The following is an 18023-nucleotide window of genomic DNA, read 5'->3' as shown; positions in this document are numbered from 1 at the left end:
CGATAATGATATCGTGCGGAAAAAGAGCGCACCCGCTCAACGTTTACCTCCGGTGCGCTCATTTATGAAGTGACTAACTATTTCAGCAGAGCTTTAGCCTTAGCGACCACATTCTCTACAGTGAAACCAAACGCTTTAAACAGTTGATCAGCAGGCGCTGATTCACCAAATGTATCCATCCCAACGATGGCGCCATTTATACCGACATATTTAAACCAGTAATCGGCAATACCCGCTTCGATGGCGACACGTGCCGAAACCGCGGCAGGCAGCACCGCTTCTCGGTATGCGGCGTCTTGCTTATCAAAAGCGTCAGTAGACGGCATGGAAACTACACGCACCTGGCGACCTTCCTCAGTCAATTGATTGTAAGCACTCACCGCCAACTCAATTTCTGAACCGGTCGCGATCAGAATCAACTCTGGCTGCTCTTCACAATCTTTCAGGATATAAGCCCCTTTCTCAATATTAGCCAACTGCTCGGCAGTACGTTCTTGCTGTGCCAGATTCTGGCGAGAGAAAATCAGCGCTGATGGGCCTGCCTTACGATCAATAGCATATTTCCACGCCACCGCAGACTCAACCTGGTCACATGGACGCCATGTACTCAGATTTGGCGTCACACGCAAACTGGCAAGCTGTTCTACCGGCTGATGAGTCGGACCATCTTCACCCAAACCGATTGAGTCATGGGTGTAAACAAAGATGCTGCGAATTTTCATCAATGCCGCCATACGCACTGCATTACGGGCATATTCAACGAACATCAGGAAAGTTGCGCCATAAGGCACAAAACCACCATGCAGAGCGATACCGTTCATAATGGCTGACATGCCAAATTCACGAACGCCGTAATGGATATAGTTACCAGCATGATCTTCGTTCAATGGCTTAGAACCTGACCACATCGTGAGGTTACTTGGCGCCAAATCAGCAGATCCCCCCATAAATTCAGGCAACACCTTACCAAACGCTTCCAAAGCATTCTGGGATGCTTTACGGCTGGCAATATTGGCCGGATTTTTTTGCAACTGTTCGATAAATGCTTTGGATTCAGCTTCCCAGTTTGCCGGTAATTCGCCACTGGTACGACGTTTGAATTCAGCAGCTAATTCAGGATACGCTTTTTCATAGGCAGCGAATTTTTCATTCCAAGCGGCTTGTTTCACATTGCCAGCTTCTTTCGCATCCCACTCAGCATAGATGTCCGCTGGAATCTCAAATGCCGGATAATTCCAATCCAGTGCTTCACGAGTCGCGGCAATTTCCGCATCACCCAATGGCGCGCCATGAGAATCATGGGTACCTGCTTTGGTTGGCGCGCCAAAACCGATAACTGTTTTACACATTAACAGAGAAGGCTTATCAGCAACTTTACTTGCTTCTTCAATAGCAGCTTTAACTGAAGCTGCACTATGACCATCGATACCGCGAATCACATGCCAGCCATAAGCTTCAAAACGGCTTGCCGTATCATCCGTAAACCAGCCTTCAACATGACCATCAATGGAAATGCCATTGTCATCATAGAAAGCAGTCAATTTACCTAGCTTTAAAGTACCCGCCAGAGAGCAAACTTCATGAGAAATGCCCTCCATCATGCAACCATCACCCATAAAAACATAAGTATTATGGTCAACGATCTCATGGCCAGAACGGTTAAATTGTGCGGCCAGAGTGCGTTCAGCAATCGCGAAGCCTACTGCGTTGGCAATTCCCTGCCCTAAAGGACCTGTCGTAGTTTCTACGCCTGGAGTATAACCATACTCAGGATGGCCTGGGGTTTTAGAGTGTAACTGACGGAAATTTTTCAGATCATCAACGGAAACATCATAACCGGTGAGATGCAACAGGCTATAAATCAGCATAGAACCATGACCGTTGGACAATACAAAGCGGTCACGATCAACCCAATGTGGATCAGTTGGGTTATGATTCAAATAATCACGCCATAAAACTTCAGCGATATCAGCCATTCCCATAGGCGCGCCAGGGTGCCCTGATTTTGCTTTCTGCACAGCATCCATGCTCAGGAAGCGAATAGCATTAGCAAGGGTTTTACGAATGGTCATTTTCTACTCCAAGTGGGATAAAAACGTTTAGGGGGATAATTTTCTCAGTACGGCGTACAAACCGCAATCTTTAAAGCCAAATATCAGGAAACTATCTTAATTTCATCTGAACGATAATTCTTTGATTTGCCTTATGGCTCTATATAAATTTCAGCGTCATCAGAGTAATAAACAAACTCATTGCGCATATAAAGGAGTAAATGAATTAAACACAGCTATTAGTTGCCAATCAACAGATAAAATAACCCATTAAACAGAGACATATTCTTGATTTATGGCAATTTTCAGCGACTAGATTGATTGTTTATATTTATCCTAATTATATGCTAATGATCTCTTAATAATTTGATTTATCAATAGTGAATAGATAGAAAAAACACCAATCAAAAATCAATGTTATTTCAACATCAATAACCAAATAAATAATTTAAAATAAAATAATACTTATAGTTATATTTTCTTATATAATGATGTTTTTACCTAAAGTAATAAGCAATTTGATTAACAGATATAGACAAAATAAAAAATATTATTTTTTAACGAATTAATTATTGCAATCCATTATATAATCGGGTTATTTTAAATAGAACATATAAAATAGACACGCAGATGACTACTTAATTAACAACTAGGACATTCTCATGTCAAATATCAAAAACAGACCAAGTAATATCACTCCGCAATTAATTTACATGTGGAAATAAGTCATTTAAATCTAAAATCCAGATATTTTTCCAATAACCATAGGAATTATGTTGTGAGCTATAAAAAATTAACCGTATCGTCTCAAATCATTAATCTAATGGAAACCAGTCATGAACCCTGGGGCATAAAAGATCAAAATTCCCGTTTTGTCTATGAAAACAAAGCGATGGCTATGTTGCGCGATCTTCCCCGTGGTTTTAATGTAGAAGGGCGTTTAGACAATGATCTGCCTTGGGAAGGCGCCGCTTTTGCAGAACAATTTCAGATCCATGACAGAGCAGTAATGCAAGCAGAGCAAAGGATATGCTCATTAGAAACCCATTTATATGGTAAAGAAAAATTACTTTCCTCCTATTTCTTCGAAAAGTTTCCATTTTATAATGAAAATAATCAATGTGTGGGTGTCATTTTCCATGCCTGGAAAGCCGAAGCCTATTCTCTGACCCGATTTTTTTATGGCAAGCTCCCCGGCTCTATCATGTTCCAGCCCCCTTCTAATCTATTTACTCAACGGGAATGGGATGTCATTTTTCTATTTTTACAGAAATACACCAGTAAACAGATCGGGAGAATACTGAATATCTCTTATCGCACGGTAGAAACACATATGCTACGGATATACAAGAAAATTGGTATTAACTCTGGTCAACAATTGGATGAATATTGCCGCCTTAATGATTTTGATCTCTATGTTCCTGAAAGATTTTTAAAACCCGGTAGTAAAATGTTTATATAATGAGGTAAATAAAATAGGTGAAAACAATGAATAATATATCAGCGCAGATAATAAACACCATAAAACATAGCCATGATCCTTGGGGCATTAAAGATCAAAGCACTTGCTTTATTTATGAAAATACAGCAATGGCTATGCTACAAGATATCCCGCTTGATTTGGACGTTGAAGGGCGTTTTGATTGTGAATTACCCTGGGAAGGAGCAATCTTTGAAAAGCAATTTCAACGACATGACAGAACTGTCATGCATTTGGAAAAAAGTATATGCTCATTAGAAACCCATAGATTTGGCAAAGAAAAACGTCTTTGTTCCTACTACTTCGAAAAATTCCCATTTTATAGTGAAGATAATGAATGTATTGGCATTATTTTTCATGGGCGAAAAGCAGAAGCGCTTTCTTTGAAGGAGTTTTTCGAAGGGAAACTGCCACCTTCCATTATGTTTTGCTCTCCCTCGGAACAATTTTCCCAACAAGAGTGGGAAATTATTTTCCTATTTCTGGCAAAACATAGCAGAAAGGAGATCAGTGAGAGACTTAATATTTCTTACCAATCTGTGAAAGATCAGATAGAAAAAACATACCAGAAACTAAAAGTGGACTCTGATTCTCAATTTGAGGAGTATTGCCGTATCAATAATTTTAACCTTTATATACCAGAGCGATTTTTATTTCCTTATTTATAAACCTCACCTTTATATCAAAATTATTATAAAAGGAAACAATATTATAAAAACCAAATATGAAACTATTAAAATGATTCTAACACGACTTAACCAGATTATATATGGAATAAAACCCTAGAGTCGTAGTTTGCAAAAAACAAGGAATTTCTCTGTATGTAAATGTAATATTAATTACCGTTAATAAATTGTCTGAAAAATAACAAAAAAGTATTCATAAGAAACTATTAGTTATTTCAGTTATTAAACTAAGAATATTTTTCACAGATAATAATAATGATCTTTACATTAAGAAAAAACACCTGCAATATATAGGGAATATTCTGTTATAAAACAATCGATACTATTATTCAGTATTCTCTCCGATAGCCAATTCAATTAACCTTGATCGATAATCTGCACCTAATTACTACCAAACAGCAAAACATTGATAATTTATCTATTATCAATGTTTTTCTCACAATTAAAACTTGGAGATTATTTATGGGTATTCAAGACTGGCACCCGGCAGATATTATTGCGGCACTGAGAAAACAAGGAACAAATCTTTCAGCCGTTTCTCGCAAAGCTGGCCTAGCGTCATCAACACTGAGTAACGCATTACATCGCCCGTGGCCGAAGGGAGAAGCATTAATCGCTACTGAATTAGGTTTACATCCATCGGATATTTGGCCATCACGCTATAGACCCGGCAAAGAGAACAAATTCTTAATAAAAGTTGCAGAAACAAGCTGTGTAGAAATCTGGTAGCACCTGTATGCCTTATGTTAATGCAATTTCATTATCATTTATATTGTCTATCGAGAGATTACAACATGGTATAAGTACAAACAAAAAAGATATAGATACGAACGAAAAAGCCCCGGGAAACTACCCAGGGCTTCGAAATCTTTGGCGGTGCGGACGGGACTCGAACCCGCGACCCCCGGCGTGACAGGCCGGTATTCTAACCGACTGAACTACCGCACCGCGCAGCGTTCTGGTTGAGAACGAGGTGAATATTACGAATCCAAGATCATTCCGTCAATATCTTTTATAACAAAGTGACGAGTTTGATCAACTTTTCACCCCAAAAGGTGATTTATTTGCAATTTTATGTTAACTCTGTTCAGGATTTATACGCCATAAACAGCTCCCGCCCTTCTTCTCAACTAAATCCAATCTGGATTCGTGAGCCGCGAGTTCTTCATCCGTTGCATAAACAACTTTTAATGCCGTTTGAGACCGGGTAACGCGCTGTATTTCAGAAACATTCGCACCACCAGCAATTTCCCCTTCCATTGAAAAAGCAAGAGAAGTCTGACCGCCTGTCATTATCAAATAGACATCAGCCAATATCTCGGCATCAAGCAACGCGCCATGTAAGGTTCGTTTAGAATTATCTATATCATAACGATCACATAGCGCATCAAGGTTATTTCTTTTCCCCGGAAAGAACCCTCTTGCAAGTTGTAAGCTATCAGTAATCTTGCAGAAATCCGCAGTTGGTGGAATATCACGATCCAGCTTGCCAAACTCATAATCGATAAAGCCGATATCGAAGGGAGCGTTATGGATAATCAATTCAGCGCCGCGAATAAATTCAATAAACTCATCTGCAACATCAGCAAACAGCGGTTTATCCTGCAAAAATTCATCACTGATCCCATGCACTTCAAATGCTTCAGGATCGATCAATCTATCCGGCTGAATATAGACATGAAAATGGCGGCCGGTTAAACGACGGTTAACAACCTCCACAGCCCCAATTTCAATAATTTTGTGCCCTTCATAGTGAACACCTAATTTATTCATACCGGTAGTTTCGGTATCAAGAACAACTTGTCGTGTAATTGCCGTGCTCATAATGCCTTTTTATGTCAGACTTAGGGTTTTGAATTGAATAAGCAGAGTCTACCAGATATGAGCAAGCAGGTAGAAATTTTCACCGATGGATCTTGTCTCGGCAATCCGGGGCCTGGGGGCTACGGTGTGTTATTACGCTATCAACAACACGAAAAAACCCTTAGCGAAGGTTTTTATCGTACAACAAACAATAGAATGGAACTCATGGCGGCAATTATTGGCCTGGAAACGCTGACTCGTCCTTGCAAAATTACCTTAACCACCGACAGCCAATATGTGCGTCAAGGCATTACACAATGGATTCATAACTGGAAAAAACGCGGCTGGCGTAAAGCAGATAAATCTCCGGTCAGTAATGTCGACTTATGGCAACGTCTTGATCAAGCCATTAGCCGCCATGACATTGATTGGCTGTGGGTCAAAGGCCACGCCGGACACGATGAAAATGAACGTTGTGATGAATTAGCCCGTGCCGCAGCAAATTCACCAACAGAAACCGATGCTGGATATCTCGAAAATAGAGATTAACTGCGCTTTCGGTAACATTTTGTTACGCCAACAGCACTGCCCAATTTAGGTTTTAATAACGTTACTCTTATCTGGTTTAGCGTTAATGGCAGTGTGCGTTTGCGGGCAATAATCAGACTGACACAACCCAATACAGACAAGCGCCGATTAACAAAACCCATTTCATTTCGCCAAGGCAATATTTGGAAACTGTCACGATACACCACTTCATAATTAAGCAAGCTCAACCAATCAAGTTGGCGCATTAGGGAGAACATCCGGCTGCAATAGGGTTGATGACGCCATAATCCCGGCACTAATTTTCCCAAACCAAGCAAACTCAATGAATTAAAACCACTGATAATAAGCCAACCATCATCAATCATCACTCGATCAACTTCCCGTAAAAGACGATGGGGATCAGCGCTGTAAGCCAACATATGGCTCAGTAAACAAGCATCAACGGACTTCCCTTCAAACGGTAGATGGTAAGGATCAGTAATCACCTGCATATTCTTTCCTTCCTTACCCACATTAATCTGATTAAAAATCGAACACTCCTTGCTGTCGATTTCAGCACTCAAATTACCGACTTTCAACAAATGGAAACCAAATATTTTCGGCCACCAAGGTTGTAATTGACGTTCCAAAGCGGCACGGTAATACTCTCCCCAAGGTAAATCAGCCCAAGAAGCCGGGGGATTTATATTCTGTATTGTATGTGCAGATTTCATGGCTTCTTCCTTATAACCCGCTGTTAATAAGAGGTATACAATGGAGCTTATCAGCATTCCCGCCCTTTCGGATAATTACATTTGGTTACTTTGTGACGAAAATAGACATGTTGTCATCGTTGATCCGACAGAATCACAACCTGTTCTTGATACCTTAAAATCCCGCGGCTGGATACCCGATGCAATTTTACTTACCCATCATCATCACGATCATGTTGGCGGCGTTCCTGGAATTATTGATCGATTCCCTGAACTACCAGTATACGGCCCAAAAGAAACCAAGAGCAAAGGTGCGACAATGGTAGTCTGTGGCGGCGATAGCATCCATTTCGGTCATTTTTCTTTCCAGATCATCGACGTTCCCGGCCATACTCTGGGGCATATTGCTTTTTATCAGGCGCCTTACCTCTTTTGTGGGGATACTTTGTTCTCTGGTGGTTGCGGACGCCTCTTTGAAGGAACCGCTGAACAGATGTATGCATCACTAAGTAAAATAGCTGAGCTGCCCGATGACACACTGATCTGCTGCGCCCATGAATATACCGTTTCTAATATGAAATTTGCTCATGCTGTTTTACCCAATCAGACTATCCGCGAATATCAGCAAAAAGTAACCCAAATGAGGGAAAACAATCAACCAACAGTACCAACCACATTACAAACCGAGAAAAAAATTAATATTTTCTTAAAATGTGATGATATTGATTTACAAAGAAATATTGGAATTGTCCCCAACTCTCAACCGCTTTCCGCCGTTTTCTGTCAACTAAGAAGACGAAAAGATCAATTCTGATTGAGAGAGTTGCTATATCAAGCCAAGATAAGTATTATTGGTCGTCTTTTAAGCAACCATAAAAATTAATTATGAAGACAAAAGCGATTCTGTTCGCATCTGTCTTGCTGGTTGGCTGTCAATCCGGGCCTGATTGGTCGACGACAGCCGGACAACGGGTACAGAATTCGTCTTCAACGAGTCTAAAGACAGGCAAGATAGCAGCAACTGATGATACCGATCCGCTTGCTGCCTACTGGGGAGAGGGTGATTCTGGCGCTCAGCGTGAGCTGTGGGGATACATCCGTGATGAGTTGAAGATGAAAATCCCTGATAATTACAGGGTTCGTGAACAACGAAATTATTACTTGAAAAATAAGAGCTATCTCCACGATGTAACTTTACGGGCTGAACCGTATATGTACTGGATAGTCAGGCAGATCAAGCAACGCGATATGCCAATGGAACTGGTACTGGTACCCATAGTGGAGAGTGCTTTTAACCCGCATGCTACCTCACGCGCCAAGGCCGCGGGTCTGTGGCAGATTGTCCCGGATACGGGCCGCAATTACGGTCTTACTCAGGATAAATGGTACGACGCACGCCGGGACGTCGCCGCATCAACAACTGCCGCCCTGAATCTGTTACAACGCCTGAATAAAATGTTCAATGGCGACTGGTTATTGACTATTGCTGCTTATAACAGCGGCGAAGGCCGTGTTATGCGTGCAATAAAAGAAAACCAGATAAAAGGTAAGCCAACGGATTTCTGGTCATTATCACTACCACGGGAGACTACGCTCTATGTGCCTAAAGTTCTGGCGCTCAGTGATGTCATCCGTAACAGCGATAAATATGGCGTTACGCTGCCAAAATCCAATAATCAACGGGCGCTTGCTCAAGTTGATGTCGGGCAACAAATCACGCTGTCTCAAGCCGCAGAACTGGCTGGCATGTCCCTGACATCGATTAAAGCCTATAACCCCGGATATAAGCGAGGAGTAACATCGCCTAACGGTCCACATTACATCATGCTGCCAAAGGCAAAAGTTGATCAATTTAAACACTCGCTGGCAAATAAAACCGTTTTAAGCAATATTCGTCAGGAAGTTGCTAACAGCAACCGCCGATTGAGTCAACAAAGCCAATATAAAGTTCGTTCAGGTGATACATTATCCGCTATTGCAAAGCGGTTTAACGTTTCTACCCGTGAATTACAACGCATGAATAATCTGAGAACCGCCAGACTATTAAAAATTGGGCAAGTATTAAGGGTAAATAATGACAACGCCATTATTTACCGTGTACGCCAAGGCGATTCAATCGCCAGTATTGCTAAACGTCACGGTATCAACATTAAGGATTTAATGAACTGGAACGATGGCATAAAAACAACAGATATCAAACCAGGAATTGAGTTAACGCTCTATGTCGATGAATTTTCTGATGAAGCTTAAAATCTTTTCCAGTAGGTATTATATTGTTGAACGAAGATAATAGATGGCTCTCTTTTAGAGCCATTCCTTCATATTGAGTGGAATAATCCTTTGCTCATTCTTTTCAGAATCAAACGAATTGGTAAACAGTGCAATATAATCACATAACTAATTGATAAACAAAAAATTAAATCATTAAAACCAAATTAACCATCAACATATTAAAGTATTAAACATGCTATTTAAGAAATAGCATTTAAATAATGCAACAATATAATCACGATAAAACATTAATTACTAAACTTAATGAAAATCATAAAAATATCATTGATAAACTATTACGTTTAACAACAAATAATAAAAGCAATAAAACATCACCAAATAATTTATAAAACATTCACATTAACAACAGATTAAAAGAATATAACTCTATTGTCGCCATTTATATTTCTATTATTTTTCATATATAATCCATCGAATTCTTGTAATATTCAAAAAGTCAGCTAGGATAGTTAGCGTTCAATATTGATTACTTTGCCGAATAGTTACTTAACGTTTTAACAAATAAACTTGTTAATATAATTACCCAGCCGTTAATATAACGAAAAAATAGATTAATACACTATAAAAAAACAATATAAGAATAAGCACCACATGTAATATTGGCAATATACATTTCCGAGATAAAAAAGAATAAACAAAAGTTCTTTTACCACATCTAAAGGCTATCATTATGACAACATCATCGACAATGCGAACTCCAGTCAAACTCCCACCAATGCCATCGGAAAGTGAAGCTTCAAAAACATATAAATCAGTAGATATGGCGCGCTCCTATCTAGAGGGAGATAACCTTATTTTTGATGACAACGACGGCTTTGATCGAGCCCTCCGGGATGGCTTTTTCCTCCTGAAAGCACCATCATACATGGATTTTGAACACGGCGATCGATTTGCATACCATTTCTTTGAACCCGCCACAGAAGGTGACCTTCGCCCCTATACGGGATTCAAATCATATACTACTTTTTCCAATAGCTACGAAGGTTATTTCGACAGAGAACATGATCAATGGGAACATTTTCGCCTCGAACGGAAACATTGGCACCTCATGCCATCAGAGGTCGCGACACTGGGTCGCCATATGGCGCACATCGGTATATGTGTACTACGCTCCGTGTTAACTTATGTTGGCATTCCTCGTCGTGACTGGGAACTCATTACCAATGGTATTTCAGAAGGGTTAGAAAACCAGATGTTATCGTTTAACCACTTCCGATCAGAGAAAGCCACCCGAGGCTCTAAATTTCACCGGGATTCAGGATGGGTGACAGTTCTAAGATCAACTGAACGTGGCCTTCTTGCCTATATAAATGATGAACTTTTAGCTATTGATCCTGTTCCAGGACACCTAATCATTAACTTTGGTAGTTCGATCGAAGTGCTGACTGAGAATTTAACCCCGAATGTTCGGGCCAATATACATGGCGTTGCTCGCACAGAAAGAAATGGGCAGCGCGATAGAATGTCATATGTCATGTTTTTAGTTAGCAATCTGGCTGGTAATGTCTACAAATATGGCCCCAACGGCCCCACTAAAGTTCAATCTGTTAAAGAGTTTGTTATCCAGGAAGCGAGTCGAACATACGATGATGATAATGACACTCTGTAGATATTTTCCGCACAATAAATCAGTTTAAACAAAACTGAGGTTAATCATGTTGACATTGTAATCAATGTTCAAGATACAAGGGCTTACGGCGGTCTTTGCCAGGCAGATGGTTCGACAAAATTAACATCCGACCACACGGAAATAACCGCTACGGCGCTGGCTCGCCCTCCGGCGCCATCAGTCCTCAACAAAATCGGTACCACAGACAGTTGTGTTGATGCGGTATAGCTATCGTCTCCCCGTTTAACGTATCTTGCGTTCTCTCCTTCGCCTCTGCGCCCAGTCCCGAGAGATAAGGGTTTATTGGCAGAATCGAAAAACACAAAGGCGACTTCCGCTATTGAGGAAGCTAATGCATTCGGTTTACCCGGCACAAATGGCCCATCGATTCGGTAAAGTAGGCGTGAATTTTGGAATACAGCGTCATCGCCGGAACATGTGCTGTTTACCCCTATCTGTCTGGCCGACGCCAGTGGATCTCCCGCCTGTTTACCGGCTCTTTTCACCGTGCCCCAATCCACCGATGAAGGGGTCAGGGCAACCGCACAAGTGGATGGCTTTTTAACTGGTGAAAGAATAACCGTGCTCCATAGGGATTTCAGCATGCCGTTAGAACCCGATATGGGCGCAGGAGTCCAGCCGATCGCGCCCACTGACTGGGGACTACCTCCGGCTTTCACATTGAAATTACCGTCACTGTCCGGGTAAATTGCCCCTGTCACGGTACGGATAGTGACATCAACCAGACCGTTGGCATCTGGAACGCATGGAATGTTAACGCTGGCATTCCCCTTAGCCAAACTGGCTGATTGATAGGTACCGGGTAAACCATGCGTTTGGCAAGAGAGTGAAGATTGCCCGATATCAACCATAAAGTCGCCGATCCTTCCTACCCGGACACTACTCGGTGACGACGAAGAGATCAATGGACGCGTTCCCAATCCCACAGTGTAGGCCATAAACCGCGTCCCAATGGGGACGCGACAAGTTGTCGACCAATCAAGAGGGCCGCTGGTGGTATAACCCACTATCTCATCCCGTGAGTAATCACGCTTATTTTTGTTATTTGGCGCCATTGCATAACCGGTGACATTACGAACCATTTGCACCATTTCAATCTCACAGTCCTGATAAGTCTCCGCCGCCTGGAGTGGCAAAGCGGCCAATAAAAAGAGCAATAATACTCCCAAGCCGATCACGGGATTTTCTACACTACCGCCCCACAAGCGTTCAGTGTTTAACATTCTTCTTTCTCCAAATTGCTTATCGGGCACACCGGTCAGACTGCCCACATGAAGGTAATGCTTACAGACACACGGCATCGGCCTGTACCAGTTGCCCGGGTGTATCGGACGGCGCCTGATAACGGGTGGCGCATTGTTGTGTTGCCCCATTTCCCCATTTAACTTTCACATAACCGGCAGGGGGCATGCCGCTGAGATAAACCCGACCGTTATCGCCCACAATGCCGCTGCCGACCTGAGCGGCGTTCTCTTCCAGCGTCGCAATAGCGCCAAAAGGCACGGGTTTGCCATGATGTATCAACGTCAACAGTAACTGGCTGCCTGAACGAACCTGATAATTCGCCAACGTCACTGCTCCTCTGGTCGGATAAACGTTCTTACTGGTCTGGTCAATATCGATCCCTTCCGACAGGGTAGACGGGTCCAGATTGATAGTATTTTTTTGATATACCGATCCACCCGGCAGTACAGCGTAGCCACGCCAGTCGGTCTGCACATTGCCGTCGCCGACCGTCACCCCTTTCGCCCCGGGCGCACGGACCAACACCGCTTCATCACCCAGTGAACGTGATAGCGTCAAGCCGTAAGGATGGATTAGGAGGGCGCCGGCAGCCCCGTAGGTGAAGTGATAGCTATTTGCGCTATCATTGTAGCCAAGATTAACGTTTCCCTGACTGCCCTGATAACTCAGAGACAAGGCCCGGCTGTTTTGTCGGCCGCTGTTCCCCCAACCTTGCTGGAGGTTATAATTCAAGCGGTTATCCCATAACATGCCACTGATCCCGGTCTGCTGAGTGAGGTTACCCTGCGAGTCGCGCGAGGCTGTATAACGGGTGTAAACGCCCCGTAGCGCAGACGATGAACCAAAGAGACTGAACGGGACCTGCATATTGAATGACACCTGACGATTCTCCGACCAATTGCCAGCCCCTTCCATGCGATAAATGTTATAACTCAGGTTATAGCTGATCCCCATCAGCATCGCGTTATAACCCAAATTCAGATTGTTGTCGGTACGGCCATTCCAATAATCGCTACGCGTCCCGGAGACGTAGAGACCGCCCCAACGTCCCAGCGTTTGATGCAGGTTCACCTGCCAGGTGCTTTGACGTCGGTCAAGCGCCCACGGGACCTGATATTCATTCAGGTTGTACCCTATGCTATTAACATCACTGAAACTGTAATAATGCTGAGTGGAATAGCGATAGGCTGCCAGATCAATACTGGTGCCGGTACTGATCAAGTTCTTGGCATATTTCACTCGATAAGCCTGGCCCTGCCGCCGGTTATTTTCCTGACCCTTAGCCCCTTGTAACTGAGTACAAGCAAACGTCACATCCGCGGACAGTGCGCCTAATGCCCCCAGTGACACGCCCGAACCTAATACACCCGACTGGTAGTTGCCTGCCACCAATCCCCCGCCGTACAAGGTGATATTGTGCGGCAAACCATAAACCAAGGTGCCCAGAGCAAATACCGGGGAACGGCTGCCATCGGTGAGGTTGCCGCCGTGATATTGACCGGCCGTTAACTCATATTTAACGCCGCCGGGACGCTGCATCATCGGGACCGATGAAGAAGCGAGGGTAGAGACACGAGTACTGCCATCTTCCTCTTTGATCGTAACTGTCAAGTCGCCAGAATCCCCGATGGTGTACAGGTCGGTGAAACGAAACGGCCCCGGCGCCACCGTGGTTTGATACACGGTATAACCATTCTGGGATACGGTCACCTGCGCATTGGAGCTCGCCACACCGGTTATCTCCGGGGCAAAACCACGCTGACTTTCAGGCAACATAGCCTCCTCAGAAGCCAATTTCATGCCACGCAACGGGATACTGTCAAAAATATCCCCACCGGTATAGGTTTCACCAGCGGTGAACTCACTGCGCAGTGACTGCACATTACGTTGCAAATAGGTATTACTCACCTGCCATTGAGTCTGGGTAGAGGGGGAAAAACCGGCGGCCCCTCCATTGCGCTGGCGATTGTAACTGTAAGTTTGCGTGCTGCGCAGACGCCACGCTCCCAGATTCAACCCATTACGAAAAGAGACAAACAGGTTACGGGAGCGTGATCCGCCGCCAGTTTCCTGACCTTCATAACGCCCCTCCGAACCGTTAACGGTGTAGTTCATCAAAAAGGCCGGTATCCCGTTATCCCACAGTGACGGATCGACCATCCCAGAATGATGGGGCTGCATAGCCGCCTGAGGAACACTGAGGTCCAAACGCAAACGGGCGAAATCCAATATCGCGTTGGCGTGTGGGATCTGTTTCGTCAGATCTGTGATGGGGCTGTCGCTCGCTTTTCCCTGAAAAGCCGGTAATCCACGAACGTTGACGCCATACTCTTCGAGCTGTGCAACCGTTAACACCGGTTGCAGATGGTCGTTGACCAATCTAAATTCAATCTCACGGTTATCCACCTTATTCTGGTTCATGTAGATATCCACCAAATAGCGTCCCGGTGCGACATAGCCCGCGTTTTCATACGCCGAGAGATCGATATGCTCCTGCTCCCCCGTCGCCCCCATCAAGAAAGCGGGATTAAAATATTCCCGCGCGGAGATGGGCAAGGTTGTCGCCGTCAGTGAGCATAGCAAACATACATATACAGGGCGGAGCCGGTCATTACCTGTAGATGAGGACGCGTTATAACGAAACATGGCGATCCTGACTGTCGCCGGGAAAACGCCAGACCAGCGGCCCCGGTATCCCAGCGGTAAACGAACGGGTTTGAAACGAATGGGCTTGAAACGAATAGCTTTGTATGCCTTTCGGGGGCGCCATCGCCTGACGTATGTGATCATCTACCTGTTGGGTACCTACTTTCAGGGCAGAAAAGGTCAGAAAATAGGGCGTGGGATTTTCCACCCGTAACCGCGTCCCATGAATGGAAAATTTCACCTGTTTAGCCACCGTGGCATTATCCCGGGCGGGCACGCCTTGAGGACGATAAAACAGCCGAATATTCATCTGTAAGGCGACCTGCACCTGCGACGCTTTGTCCGTCCGGTGGCCTAATGCCGGCGCCTCCTCGGTATCCGGTACAGCAACTCCCGGGATAGCTCGCAGCGAGACTATAAAGGCCGATTCCCGATCCGACGGTAATTGCCCCCCAAGCTGGCGAATACGGAACGAAAATTTCTCGCCAGCCTCAACCCGTTTTAACGGCGGCAGAACGATAAAAGGGGGAACTTGCCTAGCTTTAGTGTCAAAGCGACCGGTATCAGGGTCCATCGGGCTGACAAATCCCTGTACCAGATAGTTCTGCCCCGTATGATTAGTCATGCTGAGCGTCACGCCTCTCGGGCTATCTTTAGCCACATAAGACAACTGCATCGGGGAGAACGATAAGCCTTGATTATCAACCGCCTGCGCCTTAAATACATTCCCTGACAGCAGAACGAAACCGAGGGAATAAAGCATTAACCCCCAGTATGTCCGCCCATGCCGGTCACTGAATCTCTTCATTCTCCAACTCCGTAGAAAGTAGAAAAAAAGTAGAAAAATAGAAAACAATGGCGGATTTAACGCTCCACTCTGGCCGTAAATAGGTTTGAAGCCCCGCCGTAATCATTAATCATCGACCAGCTCACCGATTTTTTACCCACCAGCCCGGCATAGGTCACACAGTCTTGCGGCGCTATCATTGAGGGATAGCGGTTCAGATCGAGCGCTCGTCCGTCCAACATGAGACTGTCCAGCGACAAGAAATACGGGGTGGGATTGCACGCCTCAATACCATCGGGTTGCGACTGAAAGCGAAGCTGTCCATACGCCTCTTCCGGCAACAGAGGCAGGCTACGCGGTCGCCAGAAAAACTTAATCCGCATCCCCATGCTCATCGATACCTGATCCCGAACAAGTTCATCCGTCGCCCGCTGAGTTGCGGGGAGGGCATTTATCTGCACATATCCGAGCGATTCCCGATCCGCCGGAAAGGGAGACTGATTAAAGGCTGACAAAATACGCAGGCTGTTTTGACTGTTGGCTTCCAACCTGAACAACGGCGGCGTCACCACAAACGACGGAGTAGTTTTCTCCTGATCTTCCGTTATCCTTACCTGCGCCAGCCACGCCTGAGGTGTGGTATTGACCACCGTCAGCGTTTGCGCCCGCTCGCCTTGGGTAAAAATCACCCGGGTTTTATTCAGGCTGATACCGGCTGCTTGACAGAATTCTGTGCCGGTCATCCCTAGCCCTAGCCAGAACATCAATGGCGCCAACCGGCACCGCGCCGGGCGTACTCGACCTGTTTCCACAACGTCTCCTGAAACCTGTTGCCCGAGCTGCGCTCAGTGATAATCAAATTGAAATTGAATGTGCGCGGTCAGTTCACCGGGAGTCGGCACAACCGTGCCGGATTCATGTCGCATATCCATCAGGAAGGTAATTTGACTCTCTTTAGCGGCGTTACCCGATGGCGCCAAATTCACATAATCGCCATTTTTTAGGTAGCTCCCCAATCCGCCTCCCGGCAATTGATAGCGCAGGCCAAATCCCACATTTCCCGCCACCGTGGAAGCTTTATCCCGAAATAGCGTCGGGTGGCCTTCTGACGTGGGGCCGGCTATTTTAATGGCCGGAGTACGGCCTGCTCTGGCTGATCCCGCACAGCCCGACAACGCCAACATAATGGGTTTGCTGCCCGCCGCTGCGATATGTTCCGTACTGCGCTGCACCTGGGTGAGTGGTACGGATGAAAACTCGACATGAGATGTCTGCATGTAAAGCTCACAGGTTGGCTGCTCCAGCGTCAGCGCCAATGTCAGTTCCGCCGTGTTTGGGTTCGCTCCCCCGGGCTGAGAGGCGATACAGAGCAAGCAAGCCAGTGTTGCCCGTCTGATAAGGGGCCACGGTTTACGCATCACCGTATCTCCCCTTGATAGGTGGATTCTCCGCCGAGGTCATTAATCACCGACCAGCTTACTTTGGCTGGATAATGCCCTCCTTTAAGTAGTAGAGAGAGGTCAGAGAATGGGGAGACCATGTTCGCTTTCTGCTGCGTCATCACCTCCTGTCCACCCACCTTTAGGGAGGTTAAGGTGATGTAATAGGGTGACGGATTGGTTATCGTGATTCCTGCGGCTGTCGGTTTGAAGCGCAGTGAACCAAATCCCTGCTCCGGCGAAACCGACAATCCCGACGGGCGATACATCAGCTTAATCGTGTTGGCTATAGCAAACTGTATTCCGCCGGAGACATTCCGCTGGGAGCGATTATCGGATTCAGAGCTTAACGGAATGGCCTTCGCCGTAAACCAGAACAGAGATTCCCGATCGGCAGGCAGCGACGGGCCAGTTTTGATGATGCGCACCTGATTCTGGCTGTCTGGTTCCATACGAAACAGGGGCGGTGTCACCAGAAATGGGGCGGTTTTATCTCCCTCAGAAGTAGAGCTGACTGCCGCCTGTATTAAATAGACCGCCTCTTTACTGGTATTGCTCACTGAGACGGTTGTCGCGCGGCTATCCGCTGGATAGATAATGCGGGTAGTACTAATCCCCACCCCTTCCGCCTGCGCGGAAGTAACCGGCCAGCCTAACAGACCGGTCACTATCATTGCTGTCATCAATCTTTTCACTGACTCACCTGAAAATGTCTGGGTTGGT

Annotated in this window: 16 protein-coding genes and 1 tRNA gene; 7 read left to right on the top strand and 10 right to left on the bottom strand. The window is 45.2% G+C overall.

The genetic code is table 11. The features are described 5' to 3' along the window. Positions 1-77: 77 nt before the first annotated feature. Positions 78-2072, bottom strand: coding sequence for a transketolase (gene tkt / locus Phpb_RS16015; protein ID WP_065391211.1), 1995 nt, complete (start codon positions 2070-2072; stop codon positions 78-80). Positions 2073-2829: 757 nt separating this feature from the next. On the opposite strand from tkt, the gene Phpb_RS16010 reads away from it, so the two are divergent. The 3 genes from Phpb_RS16010 (at position 2830) to Phpb_RS16000 (ending at position 4946) form a co-directional block, all read left to right on the top strand. Then, positions 2830-3513, top strand: coding sequence for a helix-turn-helix transcriptional regulator (locus Phpb_RS16010; RefSeq protein ID WP_082302609.1), 684 nt, complete (start codon positions 2830-2832; stop codon positions 3511-3513). Positions 3514-3539: 26 nt separating this feature from the next. Then, positions 3540-4199 (top strand): helix-turn-helix transcriptional regulator, encoded by a 660-nt coding sequence (locus tag Phpb_RS16005; protein ID WP_065391210.1) that lies wholly within the window; start codon positions 3540-3542, stop codon positions 4197-4199. A gap of 480 nt (positions 4200-4679) precedes the next feature. Further along, positions 4680-4946, top strand: coding sequence for a helix-turn-helix domain-containing protein (locus Phpb_RS16000; RefSeq protein WP_065391209.1), 267 nt, complete (start codon positions 4680-4682; stop codon positions 4944-4946). Between the two features lie 142 nt (positions 4947-5088). Here Phpb_RS16000 and Phpb_RS15995 read toward each other — a convergent pair. Together Phpb_RS15995 and dnaQ are read right to left on the bottom strand one after the other, a co-directional pair. Then, positions 5089-5165, bottom strand: a tRNA-Asp gene (locus Phpb_RS15995). 129 nt (positions 5166-5294) lie between these two features. Then, positions 5295-6041 (bottom strand): DNA polymerase III subunit epsilon, encoded by a 747-nt coding sequence (gene dnaQ, locus Phpb_RS15990; protein ID WP_065391208.1) that lies wholly within the window; start codon positions 6039-6041, stop codon positions 5295-5297. Positions 6042-6098: 57 nt separating this feature from the next. Between dnaQ and rnhA the strand changes: the two genes are divergently transcribed. Next, positions 6099-6569 (top strand): ribonuclease HI, encoded by a 471-nt coding sequence (gene rnhA / locus Phpb_RS15985; protein ID WP_065391207.1) that lies wholly within the window; start codon positions 6099-6101, stop codon positions 6567-6569. Here the strand turns inward: rnhA and Phpb_RS15980 are convergent. After that, positions 6566-7282, bottom strand: coding sequence for a methyltransferase domain-containing protein (locus tag Phpb_RS15980; protein ID WP_065391206.1), 717 nt, complete (start codon positions 7280-7282; stop codon positions 6566-6568). The genes rnhA and Phpb_RS15980 overlap by 4 nt on opposite strands. A gap of 40 nt (positions 7283-7322) precedes the next feature. Here Phpb_RS15980 and gloB point away from each other — a divergent pair, with 40 nt between their 5' ends. The 3 genes from gloB to Phpb_RS15965 all read left to right on the top strand — a co-directional run bounded on the left by gloB (position 7323) and on the right by Phpb_RS15965 (position 11162). Next, positions 7323-8075: a hydroxyacylglutathione hydrolase gene (gene gloB / locus Phpb_RS15975; protein ID WP_065391205.1), complete on the top strand. Its 753-nt coding sequence runs from the start codon at positions 7323-7325 to the stop codon at positions 8073-8075. A gap of 71 nt (positions 8076-8146) precedes the next feature. Then, positions 8147-9511: a murein transglycosylase D gene (gene mltD, locus Phpb_RS15970; RefSeq protein ID WP_065391204.1), complete on the top strand. Its 1365-nt coding sequence runs from the start codon at positions 8147-8149 to the stop codon at positions 9509-9511. Between the two features lie 712 nt (positions 9512-10223). Further along, positions 10224-11162, top strand: a complete 939-nt coding sequence (locus Phpb_RS15965) for a 2OG-Fe(II) oxygenase family protein (protein ID WP_065391203.1) — start codon at positions 10224-10226, stop codon at positions 11160-11162. 83 nt (positions 11163-11245) lie between these two features. On the opposite strand, the gene Phpb_RS15960 is transcribed toward Phpb_RS15965, so the two are convergent. The 6 genes from Phpb_RS15960 to Phpb_RS15935 form a co-directional block, all read right to left on the bottom strand. Then, positions 11246-12406 carry a hypothetical protein gene (locus Phpb_RS15960; protein WP_065391202.1) on the bottom strand — a complete coding sequence of 387 codons (1161 nt, stop codon included), beginning with the start codon at positions 12404-12406 and terminating at the stop codon, positions 11246-11248. A 61-nt stretch (positions 12407-12467) separates the two neighbouring features. After that, entirely contained in the window at positions 12468-15074 is a 2607-nt protein-coding gene (locus tag Phpb_RS15955; protein WP_082302607.1) for a fimbria/pilus outer membrane usher protein, read from the bottom strand. Further along, entirely contained in the window at positions 15061-15882 is an 822-nt protein-coding gene (locus Phpb_RS15950; protein WP_065391201.1) for a fimbrial biogenesis chaperone, read from the bottom strand. The genes Phpb_RS15955 and Phpb_RS15950 overlap by 14 nt, the downstream gene beginning before the upstream one ends. A gap of 56 nt (positions 15883-15938) precedes the next feature. After that, entirely contained in the window at positions 15939-16673 is a 735-nt protein-coding gene (locus Phpb_RS15945; RefSeq protein WP_075489493.1) for a fimbrial biogenesis chaperone, read from the bottom strand. A 33-nt stretch (positions 16674-16706) separates the two neighbouring features. Then, the gene (locus Phpb_RS15940) at positions 16707-17279 is read right to left on the bottom strand and encodes a fimbrial protein (protein ID WP_065391200.1); all 573 of its coding nucleotides are present in this window, start codon (positions 17277-17279) and stop codon (positions 16707-16709) included. After that, on the bottom strand, positions 17279-17995 hold the full coding sequence (locus Phpb_RS15935) for a fimbrial biogenesis chaperone (RefSeq protein WP_082302606.1): 717 nt from the start codon (positions 17993-17995) through the stop codon (positions 17279-17281). Before Phpb_RS15935 ends, Phpb_RS15940 begins: the two co-directional genes overlap by 1 nt. Between the last annotated feature and the right edge of the window lie 28 nt (positions 17996-18023).

Origin of the sequence: Photorhabdus namnaonensis, from assembly GCF_001684335.1 — a bacterium.
GTDB classification, from domain to species: Bacteria; Pseudomonadota; Gammaproteobacteria; order Enterobacterales; family Enterobacteriaceae; genus Photorhabdus; species Photorhabdus namnaonensis.
The sequence above is the reverse complement of the archived record's forward strand: the minus strand, read 5'-3'. Positions and strand labels throughout refer to the sequence as shown.

Coding starts and splice junctions, on each gene's coding strand:
- tkt (WP_065391211.1), bottom strand. CDS start 2,072: ATGACCATTCGTAAAACCCTTGCTAATGCTATTCGCTTCCTGAGCATG.
- Phpb_RS15955 (WP_082302607.1), bottom strand. CDS start 15,074: ATGTTTCGTTATAACGCGTCCTCATCTACAGGTAATGACCGGCTCCGC.
- Phpb_RS16005 (WP_065391210.1), top strand. CDS start 3,540: ATGAATAATATATCAGCGCAGATAATAAACACCATAAAACATAGCCAT.
- Phpb_RS16000 (WP_065391209.1), top strand. CDS start 4,680: ATGGGTATTCAAGACTGGCACCCGGCAGATATTATTGCGGCACTGAGA.
- Phpb_RS15980 (WP_065391206.1), bottom strand. CDS start 7,282: ATGAAATCTGCACATACAATACAGAATATAAATCCCCCGGCTTCTTGG.
- dnaQ (WP_065391208.1), bottom strand. CDS start 6,041: ATGAGCACGGCAATTACACGACAAGTTGTTCTTGATACCGAAACTACC.
- Phpb_RS15950 (WP_065391201.1), bottom strand. CDS start 15,882: ATGAAGAGATTCAGTGACCGGCATGGGCGGACATACTGGGGGTTAATG.
- Phpb_RS15965 (WP_065391203.1), top strand. CDS start 10,224: ATGACAACATCATCGACAATGCGAACTCCAGTCAAACTCCCACCAATG.
- gloB (WP_065391205.1), top strand. CDS start 7,323: ATGGAGCTTATCAGCATTCCCGCCCTTTCGGATAATTACATTTGGTTA.
- rnhA (WP_065391207.1), top strand. CDS start 6,099: ATGAGCAAGCAGGTAGAAATTTTCACCGATGGATCTTGTCTCGGCAAT.
- Phpb_RS15960 (WP_065391202.1), bottom strand. CDS start 12,406: ATGTTAAACACTGAACGCTTGTGGGGCGGTAGTGTAGAAAATCCCGTG.
- Phpb_RS15940 (WP_065391200.1), bottom strand. CDS start 17,279: ATGCGTAAACCGTGGCCCCTTATCAGACGGGCAACACTGGCTTGCTTG.
- mltD (WP_065391204.1), top strand. CDS start 8,147: ATGAAGACAAAAGCGATTCTGTTCGCATCTGTCTTGCTGGTTGGCTGT.